18 protein-coding genes and 1 pseudogene are annotated in these 20,879 nt (G+C 54.3%); 6 read left to right on the top strand and 13 right to left on the bottom strand.

The window, feature by feature from the left end; translation table 11 throughout:
• Positions 1-53 precede the first annotated feature (53 nt).
• The 4 genes and pseudogenes from ACLD4K_RS18825 to cmoB form a co-directional block, all read left to right on the top strand.
• Positions 54-293: pseudogene (locus ACLD4K_RS18825) on the top strand (hypothetical protein); the annotation flags it as partial.
• A 52-nt stretch (positions 294-345) separates the two neighbouring features.
• On the top strand, positions 346-741 hold the full coding sequence (locus ACLD4K_RS18820; protein ID WP_116722740.1) for an MAPEG family protein: 396 nt from the start codon (positions 346-348) through the stop codon (positions 739-741).
• A 40-nt stretch (positions 742-781) separates the two neighbouring features.
• Entirely contained in the window at positions 782-1,525 is a 744-nt protein-coding gene (cmoA, locus tag ACLD4K_RS18815) for a carboxy-S-adenosyl-L-methionine synthase CmoA (protein WP_000019609.1), read from the top strand.
• The gene (gene cmoB, locus ACLD4K_RS18810) at positions 1,522-2,493 is read left to right on the top strand and encodes a tRNA 5-methoxyuridine(34)/uridine 5-oxyacetic acid(34) synthase CmoB (RefSeq protein WP_183059909.1); all 972 of its coding nucleotides are present in this window, start codon (positions 1,522-1,524) and stop codon (positions 2,491-2,493) included. Before cmoA ends, cmoB begins: the two co-directional genes overlap by 4 nt.
• 224 nt (positions 2,494-2,717) lie before the next feature.
• Here cmoB and cutC read toward each other — a convergent pair whose 3' ends face one another.
• Positions 2,718-3,464 carry a copper homeostasis protein CutC gene (gene cutC, locus ACLD4K_RS18805; protein ID WP_411012326.1) on the bottom strand — a complete coding sequence of 249 codons (747 nt, stop codon included), beginning with the start codon at positions 3,462-3,464 and terminating at the stop codon, positions 2,718-2,720.
• 19 nt (positions 3,465-3,483) lie between these two features.
• Entirely contained in the window at positions 3,484-4,053 is a 570-nt protein-coding gene (locus tag ACLD4K_RS18800) for a VOC family protein (RefSeq protein ID WP_000024796.1), read from the bottom strand.
• A gap of 236 nt (positions 4,054-4,289) precedes the next feature.
• On the opposite strand from ACLD4K_RS18800, the gene argS reads away from it, so the two are divergent.
• Complete coding sequence (argS, locus tag ACLD4K_RS18795; RefSeq protein ID WP_001025363.1) at positions 4,290-6,023, top strand: arginine--tRNA ligase; 1,734 nt, start codon at positions 4,290-4,292, stop codon at positions 6,021-6,023.
• Between the two features lie 188 nt (positions 6,024-6,211).
• Positions 6,212-8,083, top strand: coding sequence for a penicillin-binding protein 2 (gene mrdA / locus ACLD4K_RS18790; protein ID WP_031601848.1), 1,872 nt, complete (start codon positions 6,212-6,214; stop codon positions 8,081-8,083).
• A 53-nt stretch (positions 8,084-8,136) separates the two neighbouring features.
• On the opposite strand, the gene ACLD4K_RS18785 is transcribed toward mrdA, so the two are convergent.
• The 11 genes from ACLD4K_RS18785 to cheA all read right to left on the bottom strand — a co-directional run bounded on the left by ACLD4K_RS18785 (position 8,137) and on the right by cheA (position 20,877).
• Positions 8,137-9,276: a glycoside hydrolase family 105 protein gene (locus ACLD4K_RS18785; protein WP_411012325.1), complete on the bottom strand. Its 1,140-nt coding sequence runs from the start codon at positions 9,274-9,276 to the stop codon at positions 8,137-8,139.
• 236 nt (positions 9,277-9,512) lie between these two features.
• Positions 9,513-9,905 carry a flagellar protein FlhE gene (gene flhe, locus ACLD4K_RS18780; protein WP_001233619.1) on the bottom strand — a complete coding sequence of 131 codons (393 nt, stop codon included), beginning with the start codon at positions 9,903-9,905 and terminating at the stop codon, positions 9,513-9,515.
• Positions 9,905-11,983 carry a flagellar biosynthesis protein FlhA gene (flhA, locus tag ACLD4K_RS18775; RefSeq protein WP_000002386.1) on the bottom strand — a complete coding sequence of 693 codons (2,079 nt, stop codon included), beginning with the start codon at positions 11,981-11,983 and terminating at the stop codon, positions 9,905-9,907. The genes flhe and flhA overlap by 1 nt, the downstream gene beginning before the upstream one ends.
• Entirely contained in the window at positions 11,976-13,127 is a 1,152-nt protein-coding gene (gene flhB / locus ACLD4K_RS18770) for a flagellar biosynthesis protein FlhB (protein WP_000797081.1), read from the bottom strand. Before flhB ends, flhA begins: the two co-directional genes overlap by 8 nt.
• Positions 13,128-13,320: 193 nt before the next feature.
• On the bottom strand, positions 13,321-13,965 hold the full coding sequence (cheZ, locus tag ACLD4K_RS18765) for a protein phosphatase CheZ (protein ID WP_000983586.1): 645 nt from the start codon (positions 13,963-13,965) through the stop codon (positions 13,321-13,323).
• 10 nt (positions 13,966-13,975) lie between these two features.
• Positions 13,976-14,365 (bottom strand): chemotaxis response regulator CheY, encoded by a 390-nt coding sequence (gene cheY, locus ACLD4K_RS18760; RefSeq protein WP_000763861.1) that lies wholly within the window; start codon positions 14,363-14,365, stop codon positions 13,976-13,978.
• A gap of 17 nt (positions 14,366-14,382) precedes the next feature.
• Positions 14,383-15,432: a protein-glutamate methylesterase/protein glutamine deamidase gene (cheB, locus tag ACLD4K_RS18755; protein WP_000036392.1), complete on the bottom strand. Its 1,050-nt coding sequence runs from the start codon at positions 15,430-15,432 to the stop codon at positions 14,383-14,385.
• A complete protein-coding gene (gene cheR, locus ACLD4K_RS18750) occupies positions 15,429-16,295 on the bottom strand; it encodes a protein-glutamate O-methyltransferase CheR (protein WP_000204370.1) in 867 nt (288 codons plus the stop codon). The genes cheB and cheR overlap by 4 nt, the downstream gene beginning before the upstream one ends.
• Before the next feature lie 153 nt (positions 16,296-16,448).
• Positions 16,449-18,110: a methyl-accepting chemotaxis protein II gene (gene tar / locus ACLD4K_RS18745; protein ID WP_411012324.1), complete on the bottom strand. Its 1,662-nt coding sequence runs from the start codon at positions 18,108-18,110 to the stop codon at positions 16,449-16,451.
• 236 nt (positions 18,111-18,346) lie between these two features.
• The gene (gene cheW / locus ACLD4K_RS18740; protein ID WP_000147295.1) at positions 18,347-18,850 is read right to left on the bottom strand and encodes a chemotaxis protein CheW; all 504 of its coding nucleotides are present in this window, start codon (positions 18,848-18,850) and stop codon (positions 18,347-18,349) included.
• 20 nt (positions 18,851-18,870) lie between these two features.
• Positions 18,871-20,877, bottom strand: a complete 2,007-nt coding sequence (gene cheA, locus ACLD4K_RS18735) for a chemotaxis protein CheA (protein ID WP_411012323.1) — start codon at positions 20,875-20,877, stop codon at positions 18,871-18,873.
• Positions 20,878-20,879: the final 2 nt, after the last annotated feature.

Below are 20,879 nucleotides of genomic sequence, written 5' to 3'. Positions count from 1 at the left end.
CCGGAGGGAAACATGGTCTGGCAAAAGTGTAGCGGTATTAGGCGCAGCTATTTAGTCATCCGATGGTGCGTTTTATCGGTAGCGATAATATGGCGCAAAACCGTGAATTTTTCGCCGCCTGGTTGCAGAAACTCCCGCAGTGGCGGCAGACCACCACGCCTTTTATGTTTTTACATACTCCGGATATCGCGCAGGCGCCGGAACTGGTGAATACGCTTTGGCATGATTTGCGCAGCGTCTTACCGGAAATCGGCACTGCTCCGTCCATTCCACAGCAATCTTCTCTTTTCTGAAAATGCCCCCTATCATAGACAGTGCCATCAGCCATTTTAAAAGGGAGTTTGTATGGTAAGCGCGCTGTATGCCGTTTTGGGTGCGTTATTATTAATGAAGTTCTCTTTTAATGTCGTTCGCTTGCGAATGCAATACCGTGTCGCCTATGGCGACGGCGGTTTTAGCGAATTGCAAAGCGCCATCCGTATTCATGGCAACGCGGTGGAATATATTCCGGTCGCGCTGGCGCTGCTGCTGTTTATGGAAATGAACGGCGCCGAAACGTGGATGGTGCATATCTGCGGCATCATTTTAATCGCCGGTCGGCTGATGCATTATTACGGTTTTCACCACCGCCTGTTCCGCTGGCGGCGGGCGGGGATGAGCGCGACCTGGTGCGCATTGTTGCTGATGGTGCTGGCAAACCTGTGGTATATGCCCTGGGAGTTGGTTTTCTCCCTGTATTAGCGCACAATATGCGCCTTTATTTTTCCCGGATGTATACGTTATGTCTCACCGCGACACGCTTTTTTCTGCGCCTATCGCCCGTCTCGGCGACTGGACTTTTGATGAACGAGTAGCCGAAGTTTTCCCCGACATGATTCAGCGTTCGGTACCAGGCTACTCCAACATCATCTCCATGATCGGCATGTTAGCTGAACGCTTTGTGCAGCCGAACACGCAGGTCTACGATCTGGGCTGCTCGCTGGGCGCCGCGACGCTGTCTGTTCGGCGTAATATCCGCCATGAGCATTGTCGCATTATCGCCGTCGATAACTCCCCGGCCATGATTGAACGCTGCCGCCGCCATATTGATGCATATAAAGCGCCAACGCCGGTTGAAGTCGTTGAAGGCGATATCCGCGATATCACTATTGAAAACGCCTCGATGGTGGTGCTGAATTTTACCCTGCAATTCCTTGAACCTGCCGAACGCCAGGCATTGCTGGATAAGATTTACCTGGGGTTGAATCCCGGCGGCGCGCTGGTACTGTCGGAAAAATTTAGCTTTGAAGACGCGAAAGTGGGCGAGCTGTTATTCAACATGCACCACGATTTTAAACGCGCGAATGGGTACAGCGAACTGGAGATCAGCCAGAAGCGCAGTATGCTGGAAAACGTGATGCTCACCGACTCGGTGGAAACACATAAAGCGCGCCTGCGTCAGGCGGGTTTCGAACACAGTGAACTGTGGTTCCAGTGCTTTAATTTCGGGTCGCTTGTCGCGTTAAAAGCCGGAGTTGCCGCATGATCGAGTTTGGTAACTTTTATCAGCTCATTGCTAAAAATCATCTCTCCCACTGGCTGGAAACATTGCCCGCGCAGATTGCCGCCTGGCAACGCGAGCAGCAGCATGGCTTGTTTAAACAGTGGTCGAACGCGGTAGAATTTTTACCGGAAATGACGCCCTGGCGGCTGGATTTACTGCACAGCGTCACGGCGGAAAGCGAAACGCCGCTCAGCGAAGGTCAGCTAAAGCGTATTGATACATTGCTGCGTAATCTGATGCCGTGGCGTAAAGGCCCGTTCTCGCTTTATGGCGTAGATATTGATACCGAATGGCGCTCCGACTGGAAGTGGGATCGCGTACTGCCGCATCTGTCAGATTTAACCGGCCGGACAATCCTTGATGTCGGCTGCGGCAGCGGCTATCACCTGTGGCGGATGATTGGCGCAGGCGCACATCTGGCGGTCGGCATCGATCCTACGCAGCTTTTCCTCTGCCAGTTTGAGGCGGTGCGTAAACTGTTGGGTAACGATCAGCGCGCGCATCTGCTGCCGTTAGGCATTGAACAACTCCCGGCGCTGAAAGCATTTGATACCGTCTTCTCGATGGGGGTGCTTTATCACCGTCGCTCGCCGCTGGAGCATCTGTGGCAGTTAAAAGATCAGTTGGTCAACGAGGGTGAGCTGGTACTGGAAACGCTGGTCGTCGACGGCGACGAAAATACCGTTTTGGTGCCCGGGGATCGCTATGCCCAGATGCGTAATGTCTATTTTATTCCTTCCGCGCCGGCATTAAAAAAATGGCTGGAAAAATGCGGCTTTATTGATGTGCGTATCGCTGACGTTTGCGTCACTACCACCGAAGAGCAGCGCCGTACCGAATGGATGGTTACCGAGTCGCTGGCCGATTTCCTCGACCCGAACGACCACAGTAAAACGGTAGAAGGCTACCCCGCCCCGCAGCGCGCGGTATTGATTGCGCGTAAACCCTAGTCATTTTTGACTGGGGGCACATTTTCTCCAAAATAGTTCAAGTTGCAGCAAGGCGGCAACGCAGCAAATCCCCGGGAACGTAGGTAGCTACGTGACCGGGGTACGCGAGGCGGCCAACGCTGCTGCGGCTTGAAATATGGAGGAGAAAAAAAGGCCCCTGTTGAATTGGCAGGGGCCTGGTACGAGCAAGCATCATATTGGGCGACATGATGCAACGGTAAAAATCATTTGGCCTGATGGCGAACAATGATTCCTTTCATTTCAGCGACCGCCGCACCCTCTACCCTATAGCGAGAATACTCGTCCGCCTGTATATCGGCAGACATCGATAACCCCTGATTGCGATAGCGCATCGGCGAAGGCAGTAAGACTCCGGCGGAACTGTGTACTTCCCGTACTCCGGCATCGAGGAAATTCTGCAGGTTATTTGCACGAACCCCCGCACCAGCCATAATGGTTAGAGCATCCCCCTGGGCAATAAGTTCCATAATTATTGATAAACCTTGCGCCGCATCGGCTTTTTGCCCGGAAGTCAGTACTCTTGCTACGCCTGCGTCAGCCAGATTCTTTAGCGCATTGAAGGGATTAGCGCACATATCGAAGGCGCGGTGGAATGTCACCGCCAGCGGTCCGGCCGCCGCCATTATTTTTTCCATTCGCGACATATCGACATCCCCATCAACGGTCAACACGCCAGTAACCAGCCCGGGAAAACCCAACTCTCTGACGAGGCGGATATCTTCCAGCATGGCGGCAAATTCGCCGTCAGTGTAGTAAAAATCCCCGCCGCGAGGACGAATAATCGGATGTACGGGAATCGTAATATGCTCGCGCACGCTGCGTAAGACGCCCAGCGAAGGCGTAAGCCCCCCTTCTTTCGGCGCGGCGCACAGTTCGATACGATCCGCGCCGTTTCGCTGTGCGCTGAGCGCGCATTCCATGCTGTAACAACAGATCTCAAGTAACGCCATATTCACTCCGCTCGGCAGGTTAATGGGCCGCCTGTTCGCTGGCGACAATCGCTTCAATCGACCATGGATGAAATTTTACCGTGACGCGGCCATCGGTCACGGCCAGCGTAGGGTTTGGCAAACGTTCATGCTCGCCCTGTGGCGAACTGGTTTTAACCACTATCCCCGGCTGACTAAGCCCCTCATCCGACAACAACGCCAGGGCCCTCGCGTTCAAGGTCTCCGGCTCGCCGGGCAGCACGATTTCAATATGCTCCCACCCTTCGTGTGGATAGCGTTTTTCTCCCGGCCACGGTAATTCAATAACAGAAAACCGCCAGTGTTCCACACATACCGGCTCATGCAGTTTAAACAGACAAATCGGCCTGCCGTTGATGATATTTTCCGACAGTAGCTCGCCGCATTGTTCAAAACCGCGACGCCAACGCTCCGCCGTCGTATTCTGGTGACAGCGCAATGAAATGTGATCGGCCTCAAGGGCGCTAATCTGCAGACCAAGGCGAGTGGAAAGTTCTCTGAACGCCAGAGTGAATCGCGGTAAATCTGCGGAAATATCATGCAGTTCGTCAATGTGTTGCCAGTTCGCCATATCAGGACGCTCTTCTTGCTGTGAAAACCGCTAATTTACGCTGTTGCGCCCCGGCAACCAACCTTTGATTTGATTGGGCGTTTATTGAATGCTTATGCAGATTATTGTTGCGTATATTTCAGGCGACGCGCCGCGCGCGCAATGCTGACGCCAACGGGCATTTGCAGTATACTCCCGCCCTAATTCTTAAACTGGCGCGGGCAATACAGTCCGCTTCATAAACGTAAGGTATTCCGGTGAATATTCAGGCTCTTCTCTCAGAAAAAGTTAGTCAGGCCATGATTGCTGCAGGCGCGCCTGCAGATTGCGAGCCCCAGGTTCGTCAGTCAGCCAAAGTTCAGTTCGGCGACTATCAGGCCAACGGCATGATGGCAGTTGCGAAAAAACTGGGTATGGCCCCCCGACAACTTGCAGAGCAGGTGCTGACTCATCTGGATCTCAGCGGCATCGCCAGCAAGGTTGAAATCGCCGGCCCTGGCTTTATCAATATTTTCCTCGAACCGGCTTTTCTCGCTGAACAGGTGCAACAGGCGCTGGCCTCCGAACGTCTGGGCGTTTCTCAGCCGACTCGCCAGACGATTGTCGTCGACTACTCCGCGCCCAACGTCGCGAAAGAGATGCACGTCGGTCATCTACGCTCCACGATTATCGGCGATGCGGCAGTGCGCACGCTGGAGTTTCTGGGCCATCATGTTATTCGCGCTAACCACGTCGGCGACTGGGGCACCCAGTTCGGTATGCTTATCGCCTGGCTGGAAAAACAGCAGCAGGAAAACGCGGGCGACATGGCGCTGGCGGATCTCGAAGGATTTTACCGCGATGCGAAAAAGCATTATGACGAAGATGAAGCGTTTGCCGAGCGCGCGCGTAACTACGTCGTCAAATTGCAGAGCGGTGATGCCTATTTCCGTGAGATGTGGCGTAAGCTGGTTGATATCACGATGACGCAAAACCAGATCACCTATGATCGCCTGAACGTCACTTTGACGCGTGACGATGTGATGGGCGAAAGTCTGTATAATCCGATGCTGCCGGGCATTGTCGCCGATCTGAAAGCCAAAGGCCTGGCGGTTGAAAGCGAAGGCGCAACGGTGGTTTTCCTTGATGAGTTTAAAAACAAGGAAGGCGACCCGATGGGCGTCATTATTCAGAAGAAAGATGGCGGTTATCTGTATACCACTACCGATATCGCCTGCGCCAAATACCGTTACGAAACGCTGCACGCCGACCGCGTGCTCTACTACATTGACTCCCGTCAGCACCAGCACCTGATGCAAGCCTGGACCATTGTGCGCAAAGCCGGTTATGTACCGGATTCCGTTCCGCTGGAACATCATATGTTCGGCATGATGTTGGGTAAAGACGGTAAACCGTTTAAAACTCGCGCGGGCGGTACGGTGAAACTGGCGGATCTGTTGGATGAGGCGCTGGAGCGCGCGCGTCGTCTGGTGGCGGAGAAGAACCCGGATATGCCGGCTGACGAGCTGGAAAAACTGGCTAACGCCGTCGGTATTGGCGCGGTGAAATACGCCGATCTGTCAAAAAACCGCACCACTGACTATATCTTCGACTGGGATAATATGTTGGCTTTCGAAGGTAATACCGCACCTTATATGCAGTATGCCTATACGCGTGTGCTGTCTGTTTTCCGTAAAGCGGACATCGACGAGCAGGCGCTGGCGAGCGCGCCGGTTATCATTAGCGAAGATCGCGAAGCGCAGCTCGCTGCCCGTCTGCTGCAGTTTGAAGAAACCCTGACGGTGGTCGCGCGTGAAGGTACGCCGCACGTCATGTGCGCGTATCTGTATGACGTCGCCGGGCTGTTCTCCGGCTTCTACGAGCACTGCCCTATTCTCAGCGCTGAGAATGACGCGGTTCGCAATAGCCGCCTAAAACTGGCGCAACTGACGGCGAAGACGCTGAAACTGGGTCTGGATACGTTGGGTATCGAAACCGTAGAACGCATGTAAACGCGCCGTCGTTAACATCATCAGGCCTGACTCCGGGTAACGGACTCAGGCCTTTTTATTGCCACAGCGGTATATCTGTAACAAATCACAAGGAATGACACATTTCTATAGAGAGATGGAACATCTTTTACCTGTGCTGGCGCTGACCGCCCCGTATCATTAGGCGGCGGATTGTTCAGGTACAGGTAATGACTTTTAAAGACTTTGATGCGGAAGAGAAACTCTTCCTGAGACGTGTGATTGTGGCGTTTGGTGTAGTGGTTGTCTGCTTTGGTATCCTGATCTTCAACCTCTATAACTTGCAAATCCGTCAGCACCACTACTACACTACCCGTTCGAATGAGAACGATATCAAGATGCTACCCGTCGCGCCCACGCGCGGCATCATTTACGATCGCAACGGCATTCCGCTGGTGCGTAACGTAACCTGGTATGATATCGCGGTTACGCCCTATAAAATTGCCGATATGGATGCGCTGCTAAAACAGCTCACCCCTATTGTTGATCTCTCCCCCGACGATATCGCCGACTTTCGCCGTGCGCTAAAATCCAGTAGCCGCTATCGTCCGGTAGTGCTCAAAAACGCGCTAACGGATGTTGAAATCGCACGCTTTGCGGTCAATCAGTTTCATTTCAACGGCGTCACGATCAATAGCTATCAGGATCGGCAGTATCCTTACGGCGCGGAGCTGGCGCATGTGCTCGGTTACGTGTCAAAGATAAACGATAACGACCTTAAAGCGCTGGATAAAAAAGGGCTGGCAGAGAATTACGCGGCGGACCATAACATCGGTAAACAGGGGATTGAGCGTTACTACGAAAACGATCTTCATGGCAAAACCGGTTATCAGGAGGTCGAGGTGGATAATCACGGGCGTATTGTCCGCCTGCTGAAAGACGTTCCTCCCATCGCGGGTAAGAATATTCACCTGACGCTGGATCTCCATTTACAAGAGTACATAGAAAGTTTGCTGGCCGGGCAGCGTGCTGCCGTACTGGTTGAAGATCCGCACGATGGTTCAGTGCTGGCGATGGTATCTATGCCCAGCTACGACCCGAACCCCTTTGTAAAAGGCATTAGCTATCAGGATTACGGCAAACTGCTGCACGATAAAAATCTGCCGCTGATCAACCGCGTGACGCAAGGGCTTTATCCCCCGGCGTCAACGGTTAAACCCTATATGGCGATGTCCGCGCTGTTAAGCGGGATTATTACGCCGCAAACCACCTTCTTTGGCGCGCCAACCTGGACGCTTCCCGGCACGCAGCGACATTACCGGGACTGGAAAAAAACCGGACACGGTATGCTGGATGTCACTAAAGCGATTGAGGAATCTGCGGATACCTTTTTCTATCAGGTCGCTTATATGATGGGTATTGACCGTATCGACACGATGTTGTCTCAGTTCGGCTATGGCAAACCGACGGGCATCGACCTTAATGAAGAATATGACGGGCTGCTTCCCAGCCGCGCATGGAAACAGCGGGTCCATAAAAAAGCCTGGTATCAGGGCGATACCATTTCTGTCGGCATCGGCCAGGGTTACTGGATTGCCACCCCCATCCAGATGGTAAAAGCGATGGTGGCGCTCATCAACAACGGTAAGGTGATTGCCCCTCACCTGTTACTCAATGAAGAGAGCGGCAAAACGGTGGTTCCGTATCGCCCTTCAGGAACACCGGCACAGATAGCCGATCCGGCGTCGCCATACTGGGGACTGGTGCGTCAGGCGATGTATGGCATGGCGAATGCACCCAACGGAACGGGCTATAAGTTCTTTCACACCGCGCCCTACGGCATTGCGGCCAAAAGCGGCACGTCGCAGGTATTTAGCCTGAAAGAAAATCAGACCTACAACGCGAAAATGATCCCCATTCGCCTGCGCGATCATGTGTTTTATACCGCTTTTGCACCGTATAAAAACCCTAAGGTCGCTATTGCCTTGATTCTGGAAAACGGCGGAAGCGACGGCGTTACCGCCGCGCCCATCATGCGAAAAATCCTTGACCACCTGTTTGATCCACAGGCTGATACCACACAGTCGGGTCAGGCGCCATAGTCAAATAAGCAAAGCGCCATCAGACAAGGATACGACCGGAATATCCGCATACATCAGAAATAGTTACGCAGATATTCCGTCAAACACAGCATTGCCATCGCCTGCCCGTAAGGCATAGAGGTCAACGGAATATGACGGTAAAAATCGAGATCGTGGCCCATGCCAGTGCCAAATGACGTTTGCAGCAGTTCGCCTTCCGGCGAGATATGTTTCACTATCCCCCGGATAGCTTTTTCCGCCACCTGCGCATAGTGCCGCCCGACATAGCGTTTGCGCACCGCTTTAAGAATACCGTAGGCAAAACCCGCCGTCGCCGACGCCTCAAGATAAGAGTGCGGATCGTCAAGCAGCGTATGCCACAAACCGCTTTCATCCTGACATTTCGCCAGCGCGGCGATCTGCGCATTCAGTACCTGGACCAGGTAACGGCGCACGGCATTATTTTCCGGCAAGTCCAGCAGTTCAAGAAAATCCGGGATCACAATGGTCAGCCAGCTGTTGCCGCGCGCCCAGCGAGCGTTAGCGAAGTTATGATGACCGTCATAGCTCCAGCCGTGGAACCACAGCCCCGTCTCTTTATCCATCAAATTCTGCACGTGTAGCAGGAACTGATAGGTTGCCTCTTCCACGTATTCCGGCCGGCTCAACAGCTTACCGATTTTCGCCAGCGGCAGCACCGTCATCATTAGCGTGTCGTCCCACATCTGCTGATGATTTTCCTCCGCCAGCGTGATGTGCTGCATTCCGCCGTGATCGGTACGGGGCATTTCATTCATCGCCCATTCGGCCCACGTTTCCAGCCACGGTAAATACGCTGGATTACGCGTCTCTTCATAGCGATACGCCAGCGTTAAAAACGGCGCCATCGTATTAACGTTTTTCGTCGTCGCGCCTTCCGCAAAACGATCGGCAAACCAGTCATCAATGATCTTACGCATCGTCTGGTCGCCGGTCTGTTGGTAATAGTGATACATTCCGTACAGGCCCACGCCGTGCGTCCACTCCCATCCGGCCCAGCCTTTAGTATCGATCACGCGTCCGTCGTCCAGTCGCAATAAAAATTCGCCTGTCTCATCTTTAATATTGACCAGGTTATGCGTCACCTTTTGCACCAGGGCTTTTAGTTCATCTCTGGCGATAAAATGCTCAGGCTGACGCAATAGCGGACTGTGTTTGACTGGATAAACCATCATTTGCTTAACCTCTGTGTAATGTCGAATTCAGTGCTGCGTGCAGTTTTACCGCCGACGCAGTCGATTCGCTACAGTAAAAGCTAAGCTGGGCGGAAACCTTTTTGTTTCTGCCATTGCCAGAGCGTAAATGGCAAAAACGCAAAGAGTCCGGCAACCTACCTCACCATTTTATAAAACAGCGTTTCTATTTATTCAAAAAGAGAGTCAGGTCTGCTACCTGGCAAAGAAAGGGGCGGTTAGCGGTAGTTCACAATCACCTGGTTGCTCCGCACTTTTAACGCCGGGATAAGCCGGCCGCCGCCGGGGACTTCCCAGACAAAGCGGAGCGGCTCGACTGCGGGAACATGAGCAAAACCGTGGGTCGTGCCACTCTGACCATCAAGTTCTACGCAACGGGACTGGGAACATAAACGTACCCGTAAGCCCGCGGGGGTCGGGCCATTCAGTTCATAACGCCAGGCGACCAGCGTCATCACACCGGAAACCGGCTGACGCGCCGACAATGGCGAAGACGATGCGGAAACACCCCGGTAATTTAAGGTTACACCCATACCGCTATCCTGCCACGCGCCTTCGCCTGCGGCCTGAACCGTCAGGGGAAAGAGCAACAACGCCAGCCATTTACGCATTATTTTCCTCCAATGGTCGCCGTCATGCGGATATGACGGTTATCGGAAAGCTCAAGGTTCGACAACACCACCAGCTGCGGTAAACTGCGCCGCAAAAAGCGGGACAATAATGGACGTAGCGCATGGTTAACCAGTAATACCGGCGGCGCGCCAAGCATCTCCTGGCGAGAAAGCGCCTCTTGCGTCTGCGCCAGCAGGCGATCCGCCAACCCTGGCTCAAGTCCACCGCCGCCCTGCAATGCCTGAAGCAGCAAACGCTCCAGCGCGGTATCCAGGCCAATCACCTGCACTTCTTCATTACCGGGGAACCACTGTTGCGTAATCGCTCGTCCTAATGCCACGCGTACCACGGCGGTTAATTCATGCGGATCGCTTTGTAACGGCGCATGTTCCGCCAGCGTTTCCAGAATGGTGCGCATATCGCGAATCGGGACTTTTTCCGCCAATAAGTTTTGCAGGACTTTGTGTAAAGTCGTGAGGGTCACGACGCCGGGGACCAGATCCTCCGTGAGTTTAGGCATCTCCTGAGAGACACGATCCAACAGTTGCTGCGCTTCCTGGCGGCCAAACAGTTCGGCGGAGAATTGGCCAATCAAGTGGTTAAGGTGCGTCGCCACAACGGTACTGGCTTCAACAACGGTAAAGCCCTGAATTTGCGCCTGCTCTTTCAGGGCGCTTTCAATCCAGATGGCATCAAGGCCAAAAGCTGGATCGACGGTTTTCTCGCCCGGTAGCGTTCCCGCCGCCGTGCCGGGGTTAATAGCCAGCCAACGTCCCGGATAGGCGTCCCCGCTGCCGATCTCTACCCCTTTCATCAAAATACGGTAGCGCGCAGGCTGTAAATCCATATTGTCGCGAATATGGACCACCGGCGGCAGGAACCCCATATCCTGCGCGAATTTTTTACGAATGCTGCGAATACGTCCGAGCAATTCACCATCCTGTTGAAAATCCACCATCGGGATCAGGCGGTAGCCCACTTCCATTCCCAGTGAATCCTCAAGCTGTACGTCATTCCAGGTGGCTTCGACCACCGAGTTATTTTCCGGCATTTTTACCGGCTGCGGCTCCTCCGGCGCTTTTTCTTCACGCCCGCGCAGCCACCATGCCAGGCCGAGCAAAGCGGCGGTAAAGAGTAAAAATACCAGGTTAGGCATTCCAGGCACCATGCCAAGCAGCCCCAGCACCGCCGCCGCCAGCAGCATCACCCTTGGATTACTGAACAGTTGGCCAACCATCTGCTCGCCTACATCCTGATCGGTACTGACGCGGGTCACAATGACGCCCGCCGCCGTGGAGATAACCAGCGCCGGGATCTGGGCGACCAGGCCGTCGCCAATGGTCAGCAGGGTGTAGCTTTCCGCCGCGCTGCCTATGCTCATTCCGTGCTGCAATACGCCGACCAGCAGCCCGCCGACCACGTTAATGACCATGATGAGAATACCGGCGATGGCGTCGCCGCGTACAAATTTACTTGCCCCGTCCATCGAGCCGTAGAAATCTGCTTCCTGAGTGACTTCTGAACGCCGTTTTTTGGCCTCGTCTTCACCAATCAGACCGGCATTAAGATCGGCGTCAATCGCCATTTGCTTACCGGGCATACCATCCAGCACAAAGCGCGCGCCGACTTCGGCAATACGTCCGGCGCCTTTGGTGATGACCATGAAGTTGATAATGACGAGGATGATAAAAACCACAATCCCGATCGCGAAGTTACCGCCGACCAGGAAATGACCGAACGCCTCCACTACCTTTCCCGCCGCCGCCGCGCCGGTATGCCCTTCCATCAAAATAATACGCGTTGAGGCCACGTTAAGCGCCAGACGCAGTAGCGTGGTAAACAGCAGGATGGTCGGAAACGCGGCAAAATCCAGAGTACGCTGGGTAAACATCGCCACCAGCAGCACCATGATCGATAGCGCAATATTAAAGGTAAACAATAAGTCGAGGATAAAAGCAGGTAGCGGCAGCACCATCATCGACAAAATCAGCAGAATGAGGATCGGCCCGGCAAGAATTTGCCATTGCGTCGATTTCAGGTTGCTGGGCAGGCGCAGCATCGCGACCAGATTAGCCATCAGTATTCTTCTCGTTCATAAAATCCAGCGCTTCTGGCACCGGAAGGTTCTCAGGTTGTGGAGGACGTTGCCCGCCCGCAAGCCGCCAGCGTTTAAGCTGCCAGACCCAGGCCAACACTTCCGCAACGGCAGCATATAACTGCCCGGGAATTTGCTGGCCGATTTCGGCGTGGCGATATAGTGCCCGCGCCAGCGGCGGCGCTTCTAAAGTGGGAACCCGATGTTCAGCGCCGATCTCGCGAATGCGCAGCGCTATTAATCCAGCTCCCTTCGCAACCACTTTCGGCGCGCTCATTTTGTTTTCGTCATACTGCAGCGCCACGGAATAGTGCGTCGGGTTGGTGACAATGACGTCCGCTTTCGGCACATCTTCCATCATGCGGCGCTGCGCGGCGGCGCGTTGCATCTGGCGAATTTTACCCTTAACATGCGGATCGCCTTCGCTCTCTTTAAATTCGTCGCGAATGTCCTGCCGCGACATGCGTAATTTTTTCAGGTGGCTAAAGATCTGGAAAAACACGTCAAATCCCACCATTGGAATCACGCCCAGTACCACCAGTAACGCGCAGAGTCCAACCAGATCCAGCGCATTCCCCATTGCGACGATCGGCGACTCCGCCATCAGGCGCATCATTTGCGGCCAGTGATGCCAGAGATAAAAGCCGGTAACGCAGCCGACCAGCGTGGATTTCAACACCGCTTTTAGCAGTTCCGCGCCGGTCTGCGCCGAAAACATGCGCTTAATTCCCGGCAGCGGGTTTAATTTAGAAAATTTTGGCTGTAGCGACTTACCGCTAAAAATCAGGCCGCCAAGCATAACCGGCGAGATAAGCGCCACCAGCACCACGCCCGCGATGAGCGGTAGCAGTGCCATCATCGCCGCTTTAATCAGCAAAATTATCTGCCCCAGGATCAGGTTAGGATCGTTCACCATACGGTGATCGAAGTGCAGGCCTGCTGAGAGCATTCCCGCCAGCTGCCGCGCTAACGACTCGCCGCCGAACCAAATAATACAAACGCCCACCAGCAATATCAGCAGTGAGGTCAGTTCTCTGGAACGGGGGATCTGCCCTTCTTCCCGCGCTTTTTCAAGTCGGTGGGGTGTGGGGGCTTCTGTTTTGTCGTCGTCGCTCTCTTCTGCCACGCAGCAAACCCTGGATAGATTGATAAGCGAGAATGATGCCAGAACCGCTTTACGCCAATGGGCAGAGTAAGCGGTAAAAAAGGCGGGGTTTATGGCGTTAATAGAGATAGCCGGATACGATAAGAAAGTCTCGTATCCGGCCGGGTTGACGGATTCGGACCCGATAAGCGCCGCGCCATCAGGTCAAAAAAGCTTAAAAGCCAAGACTGTCCAGCAGGTCGTCCACCTGATCCTGACTGGCAACGACGCCAGCTTTCGAGGTATCCACCTGCGGGCCGTTGAGCAAGCTTTCGTTCTCGCGTTTTGGTCGCGCGCTCTGTTCCGGGATGTTTTCCAGCAGCACCATTAACAACTGGCGTTCAATCTCCTGAATCACGTCCATCATGCGTTTGATCACCTGACCCGTCAGATCCTGGAAATCCTGCGCCATCATGATGTCCAGCAGTTGCGCGTTAGTAAAGCTGGTATGGCCCGGGACATCCCTGAGAAACTGGCGCGTATCCGTCACCAGTTCACGGGCGTCGGAAAGCTCGATCGGATTGTCAAACCACTCGTCCCAACGTTGGGTTAGCGCTTTCGCCTCTTTTTCCATCGCATCCTGATGCGGCTGCGAGGCTTCGACACTGTTTAGCGCGCGTTCCGCCGCCTGCGCCGTCATCTGGACGACGTAATCCAGACGGTCGCGCGCATCAGGGATCGCCTCCGCCGCTTCGGCAATCGCCTGGTCCAGCCCCAGTTCACGCAGGCTGTCGCGCAGCATTCGGGTCAGACTACCGATGCGCGCAATGATGTCTCCTGCTGAGCCTTCATCAGCAGGCTTGATAGATGGTTGCATCATCATCGCATCCTCACATGCCCAGTTTCTCAAAGATTTTGTTGAGCTTCTCTTCCAGAGTCGCTGCGGTGAACGGTTTTACGACATAACCGCTGGCGCCAGCCTGTGCGGCGGCGATAATATTCTCTTTTTTGGCTTCCGCCGTGACCATCAACACGGGTAACGCCGACATGGCGCTATCGGCGCGAATGGTTTTCAGCAGCTCCAGGCCATCCATGTTCGGCATGTTCCAGTCGGAGATAATAAAACCAAAGCCGCCCGCCTGGAGCTTGTTCAGCGCATCGACGCCGTCTTCGGCCTCTTCCACATTGTTAAATCCAAGCTCTTTTAAGAGGTTGCGCACGATACGACGCATGGTCGAAAAGTCATCCACAACCAAAAATTTAAGCTCTTTATCCGCCATAAAATACTACTCCTGGTTCAAATACGTATCGCCTGTCCGGCACTGATTTTCGCCAGCATCTGCTGGCTTACCTGGCTAAGATCGACCACTTCGCTTACGCCACCCATATTGATGGCCTCGCGCGGCATGCCGAACACCACACAACTTGCTTCGTTTTGCGCAATGGTCCAGGCGCCAGCCTGGTACATCGCTAACATTCCAGCGGCGCCATCGTTGCCCATCCCCGTAAGAATGACGCCTACGGCGTTGCGCCCCGCGTGTTTCGCCACCGAATGAAACAGCACATCCACGGAAGGCCGATGCCGGTTTACCGGCGGGCCATCATGAATTTTGATTTGATAATTCGCCCCGCTACGCGCCAGCTCCATATGCTTGTCGCCGGGCGCAATGTAGGCATGACCTGGCAATACGCGTTCGCCGTCCTCGGCTTCCTTCACGCTGATTTGACAGAGTTTATTCAGACGCTCGGCAAACGAGCGGGTAAAGCCAGGCGGCATATGCTGCGTAATAATCACTGCCGGACTGGAAAGCGGCAGCGGTTGCAGCACATGTCGGATAGCTTCAGTACCGCCCGTTGAAGCGCCGATAGCAATCAGTTTTTCCGAACTGAGCAGCGGACCCGCTTTTAAGGTTGTCGGGGCCGCCATCGGTTTATGTGCGGCGATGCGGGCCCGCGCGGCGGTACGCACTTTTTCGGCGATCATCTCGCTATACGCCAGCATACCTTCACGAATGCCAAGCTGCGGTTTGGTGACAAAATCGATGGCCCCCAACTCCAGCGCCCGTAGCGTCACTTCGGAACCTTTCCCGGTCAGCGAAGAGACCATCACCACCGGCATCGGTCGCAGGCGCATCAGTTTTTCCAGAAAATCGAGGCCGTCCATACGCGGCATCTCAACGTCCAGGGTCAATACGTCCGGATTAAATTTTTTGATGAGATCCCTGGCGACCAACGGGTCCGGCGCAGTCGCCACCATCTCCATATCGCTATGGCTATTAATAATTTCAGTCATGATTTGGCGCATTAGCGCGGAATCATCAACTGACAATACCCTGATTTTACTCATGCTTTATCCTTACTTAGCGCATACACCGTCTGTCCGCGCAGGCTAAACTCGCGCACGAGGTTGCTAAAGTTTTCTGAGTGACCGGCAAACAACAGTCCGTCAGGTTTAAGGAGTGGAACAAAACGGCGCAGAATGTCCTCCTGAGTCGTTTTATCAAAATAGATCATGACGTTACGGCAAAAAATCGCGTCAAAGGGACCGGGTACGTTGTACTGCTTTTCCAACAAATTAACGGAGGAAAATTCAACATAATTGGCCAGTTCCTGACGCACGCGCACCAGTCCTTCATGCGGCCCCGTACCGCGCATGAAGTAGCGTTGTAGCTGCTGCGGCGATAACGTTTTCAGTTCGCTGAGGCGATAAATACCGCTTCTCGCTTTTTCCAGCACTTCAGTATCAATATCGCTGGCGAATACTTTCCAGCGACCGGGGGCCATCCCCAACGCATCCGCCAGCGTAATGGCGATACTGTAAGGTTCTTCTCCTGTCGATGCCGCCGCACTCCAGACGCGGTACTCGCCGTGGCGGCGACGCGCATGTTCCGCAAGGATGGGAAAATGGTGCGCCTCGCGAAAAAAGGCGGTCAGGTTGGTAGTCAGAGCGTTGATAAAAGCCTGCCACTCAGCGCTGTTTTGGTTAGCCTCCAGCATACTGAGATAACGGCCAAAATCATCCAGTCCCAGGGTACGCAGCCGACGGACCAGGCGGTTATAAACCATATCCCGCTTATGGTCGGCCAGCACGATCCCTGCGCGCTGGTAGATTAATTGACATATCCGACGAAAATGCGCGTCGGACAGCGCGAGGCGCTGTGTCATCTGTAACAATACTGACGTTTGCCCGGAGGGCAGAGATGATGTCATAGCGCCTTCTTAATCACATTCAAAGTACAACGGGCGCGCCCTGCGGCAGCGCCATGCTTCCCGTATTACACATTTTTTGCTTTTATCTATGCGAACCAGACGAAAGGGATCGGCGGGTTCGCAAATTAATCGATAACCGACAGCGCACGTCGATCAGAAGGTTTCCCAGTTCGCATCATCCCCGGCGGCTAAGGGCCGCGGCGTATTGCCGGACTGAGCGTCCACTGACAAACGCATCTCAGGTTTATTTACCGCCAGCGGTCGCGATGCCAGGCGGAAAGCCGATACCGCCTGGGTCAGACGGCTGGCCTGCTCTTCCAGCGCGGCGGCGGCCGCTGCGGATTCCTGAACCAGCGAGGCGTTCTGTTGCGTTACGCGATCCATTTCGGAAACGGCCAAAGCGACCTGATCGATACCCCGGCTTTGCTCATCCGAGGCGGAGGCGATTTCGCCCATGATATCCGTGACGCGCGTAACGGCATTGACGATGTCAGTCATGGTTTCCCCGGCGCTTTCCACCAGCACAGAACCGGTATCGACACGCGAGACGGAATCTTCAATCAACGCTTTTATTTCTTTCGCCGCCTGGGCGCTGCGGCTGGCCAGATTACGCACCTCGCCTGCCACGACCGCAAAACCGCGCCCCTGCTCTCCCGCGCGCGCCGCTTCTACCGCCGCGTTCAGCGCCAGAATGTTAGTCTGGAAGGCAATACCGTCGATAACGCTGATAATGTCAGCGATTTTTTTCGAACTGTCGGCAATTTCGTGCATGGTGTTTACCACGCCGTCAACCACTTTGCCGCCATGACGCGCGGTCTCGGAGGCGCTTTGCGCCAGTTGCGAAGCCTGACGGGCATTATCGGCGTTTTGCTTCACGGTGGCCGTCAGTTGTTCCATGCTGGCCGCCGTCTCCTCCAGAGCGGAGGCCTGCTGTTCGGTACGGGAAGAGAGGTCGGTATTACCGGCGGCAATTTCACTGGTGCCGGAATAAATCGCATCCGAACCTTCACGAACCTGCGTCACGGTGTCAATCAGCGAGCGTTGCATATGTTCAACCGTTCCCGCCAGTTCGCCAATTTCATTACGTCCTGAGACGGTGAGCGTTTTCGTCAGATCGCCGCTGGCAATTTCACGGATATGAGTAATCACTCGCGCTAATGGGTTAAGCAGGGCATGACGAATGCCGAACCAAACCACCATCAAAATCAGCACCAGCACGACCGCAAGAACCCCCAGTTGCCATTGCGCAAAACGGTAGTCATGAGCGCTTTGATCAAATGTCTGGCGGTACAGGTTTTCGCTCACCCGGGCGTAATTGCCCAGCGCCTCGCCCAACGCGTTTTGCATTCCCTGGGTTGGCTGGGCGAAGTAGGCATCCATATTGCCATTGTCCAGAAACTGAATAAGTTCGGTTAATGCGGCCTGATAGCGCTGATATTTTTCATCGACGTTCGCGCTGGCCTCCGCCATCACTGGCAATGGCGTCATGTTTTTGAAATTGGCGTAGTGCGCCGCCGCCTGTGCGAGGGTCGTTTTTGCATTCTGGAGTAAATCCGTTTTGGCGCTGCTCTGCTGGTTAGAAGCGTCCATCATCATGCGTGCGGCGGAGCGGCTCAGGTTAATGCGCGTTTGCAGCATTAAGTCCCATGTCGACGTGAGTTCGCTTTGTTGCTGGCGTAATTCGTTAGAAATAACAAAACTTTGTTGGTTATGCTGTAATGAAGAAAACAGCAAACCACCGGAAACAAGCTGTAGCAGTGCGAAAACCCCCAGCACCATCATCAGCATTGTGACAACGCGGATACGGTTAAACATAAGGCACCTTCCTGATAACGAGTTATCAACGTTATCGGCACCTGCGGTGATAACTTTACTTTTGCAAAAAGGAAATACGCTGTTCCGGAAGACGATATTGACAATAATAGTGTCGCAGCGGCGATGCCGGCGCAAAATGCAGGGGCTGGGCGCGGGCGATGAAGAGGCACTCTCACCGCTGGCGGAAGCATAACGGTGAATATTGCCGGATGGCGCGACGCCATCCGGCAACGTTATTACGCGACGTGTGATGCTGCGATATCCAGCAGCGCCATCTCTTCGCTGTTAAGCAGTTTTTCGATATTCACCAGAATCAGCATACGCTCGCCGAGCGCGCCTAATCCCGTCAAATATTCTGTTGACAAGGTCACGGCAAATTCTGGCGCCGGACGGATCTGTTCCGCCGTTAACGACAGTACGTCAGACACGCCGTCTACCACTATCCCGACGACGCGTTGCCCCAGATTCAGTACGATCACTACCGTATTGTCATCATACTCAACGTCGCCTTCGCAGAATTTCACGCGCAGATCGACAATGGGGACAATCACGCCGCGCAGGTTAGTCACCCCTTTTATAAAGGCCGGTGTATTGGCGATGCGCGTCACCTGGTCATAGCCACGGATCTCCTGTACTTTCAGGATATCGATGCCGTACTCTTCATTTCCCAGTGTAAACACCAGGAATTCCTGACCTGACGGCTCGCCGGCCAGTTTGCTTACATTACTCATACCGGTCATATTATTCCCTTCTCACTCAATCAGGCGGCTGTGATCGCCATACGTTGTTCGCGGTTTAAACCCTGCAATGCGGAAACATCAACAATCAGCGCGACGCTGCCGTCGCCCAGGATCGTCGCGGCGGAAATACCCGGTACCTTGCGATAATTGCTTTCCAGATTTTTGACCACCACCTGGTGCTGGCCGATGAGCTGATCGACCAGCAGCGCGTAACGGCGTCCCGCGCTTTGCAGGATCACAACAATGCCCTGCGTGGCTTCGGTTTTCGCCCCGTCCACGTCAAACACTTTCCACAATTCGACCAGCGGCAAATACTCGCCGCGAACTTCCAGAACCCGTTCGCCGCCCGCCAGCGGATGAAGATCCTCTTCACGCGGTTGCAGCGACTCCATCACCGCATTTAACGGCAGGATAAAAACTTCCCCCGCCACGCGAACCGACATCCCATCGAGGATGGCCAGCGTCAGCGGCAGCAGAATACGAATCGTGGTGCCGGAGCCTTGTTTTGACTGGATCTCAACGTGACCGCCCATCTCCTGAATGTTACGTTTCACCACATCCATGCCAACGCCGCGACCGGAGACATCCGTGACCTGTTCCGCAGTTGAGAATCCCGGCGCGAAGATCAACATGCCTACTTCATCGTCAGTCATGTTTTCATTCACCGCCATCCCCTGCGACATGGCCTTCGCCAGGATACGCTCACGGTTAAGCCCCGCGCCGTCATCGGTCACTTCAATACAAATATTCCCGCCCTGATGTTCTGCGGAAAGGATCAGATTGCCGACAACATTTTTCCCCGCCTCAAGGCGTTTTTCCGGCATTTCAATCCCGTGGTCGAGACTGTTGCGCACCAGGTGCGTCAGCGGGTCGATAATGCGTTCGATCAGGCTTTTATCAAGTTCAGTGGAGCTCCCCACCAGCGTCAGCTCTACCTGCTTGCCCAGTTTGCCCGCTAAATCGCGTACCAGACGCGGGAAACGGCTGAAGACGTACTCCATAGGCATCATGCGAATCGACATCACCGACTCTTGTAAGTCGCGGGCGTTACGTTGTAACTGACCCATACTGGTAATGAGATCGCCGTGGTTTACCGGGTCCAGCTCATTAGAACGCTGGGCCAACATTGACTGGGTAATCACTAACTCGCCGACCAGGTTTATGAGCTGATCGACTTTCTCTACCGCCACGCGAATACTGGTGGACTCGCGTTCACGCGCAGGTTTTTCACGCCCCACATGATGTTCATGCGCCGCGCTTTTGGCGGCTGGCGCAACGACTGCCGGAGGCGCTACCTCGGTTTTCTCTTGCGCTTTTTCAACCGGCGCGGCAACCACTTTTTCAAAAGCGATCTGATCGGCCTCAATGACAAAACAGAGCACCGCGACAATGTCATCTTCCGCGACGCTGCCATCCAGAGTTGCCGACAGTGAATCCGCTCCCTTAACGACATCCGTCAGAGTAGCCAGGTTGCCCAACTCTTCTTCAAGCAGATCGACCTCATTGGCTTTCAACCGTGAAAGTACAATGCGCAGTTTACTCTCGTCACGAGGCGATTCGGTTTCGGCTACGCTCTCTTCCTGGATCGCCGCGCTTAGTGCCGCGGTTTCTACGACCGCCGGCGTGGTTTCGCCTTTCGCCTCCAGCGCCAACTGGCGTAGCGCATTGCAGATATATTCGAAGCTTGCGGCATCCGGCTCTTCGGAGTTTTTATAGGCGTCGAGCTGTTCCTGCATAATATCTTTCGTTTCCAAAAACAGGTTGATAATGTCGGTATTGAGCTGCATTTCACCGCGTCGGGCTTCATCCAGCAGGTTTTCCATTAAATGCGTGGTTTCCTGCAGAATAGTGAAGCCGAATGTGCCCGCGCCGCCTTTAATGGAGTGCGCCGCGCGAAAAATGGCGTTCAGTTGTTCAGCGTCCGGGGATTCCGGCACCAAATCCAGCAGATGCTGCTCCATATCAGCCAACAGCTCGTCAGCTTCATCAAAAAATGTCTGATAAAAATCGCTAATATCCATGCTCACGC

Origin of the sequence: Salmonella sp. 741265055_HSA, assembly GCF_046569525.1 — a bacterium.
In the GTDB taxonomy this organism is placed as follows: Bacteria; Pseudomonadota; Gammaproteobacteria; order Enterobacterales; family Enterobacteriaceae; genus Salmonella; species Salmonella enterica.
This window is presented reverse-complemented; position numbering and strand designations above follow the sequence as displayed.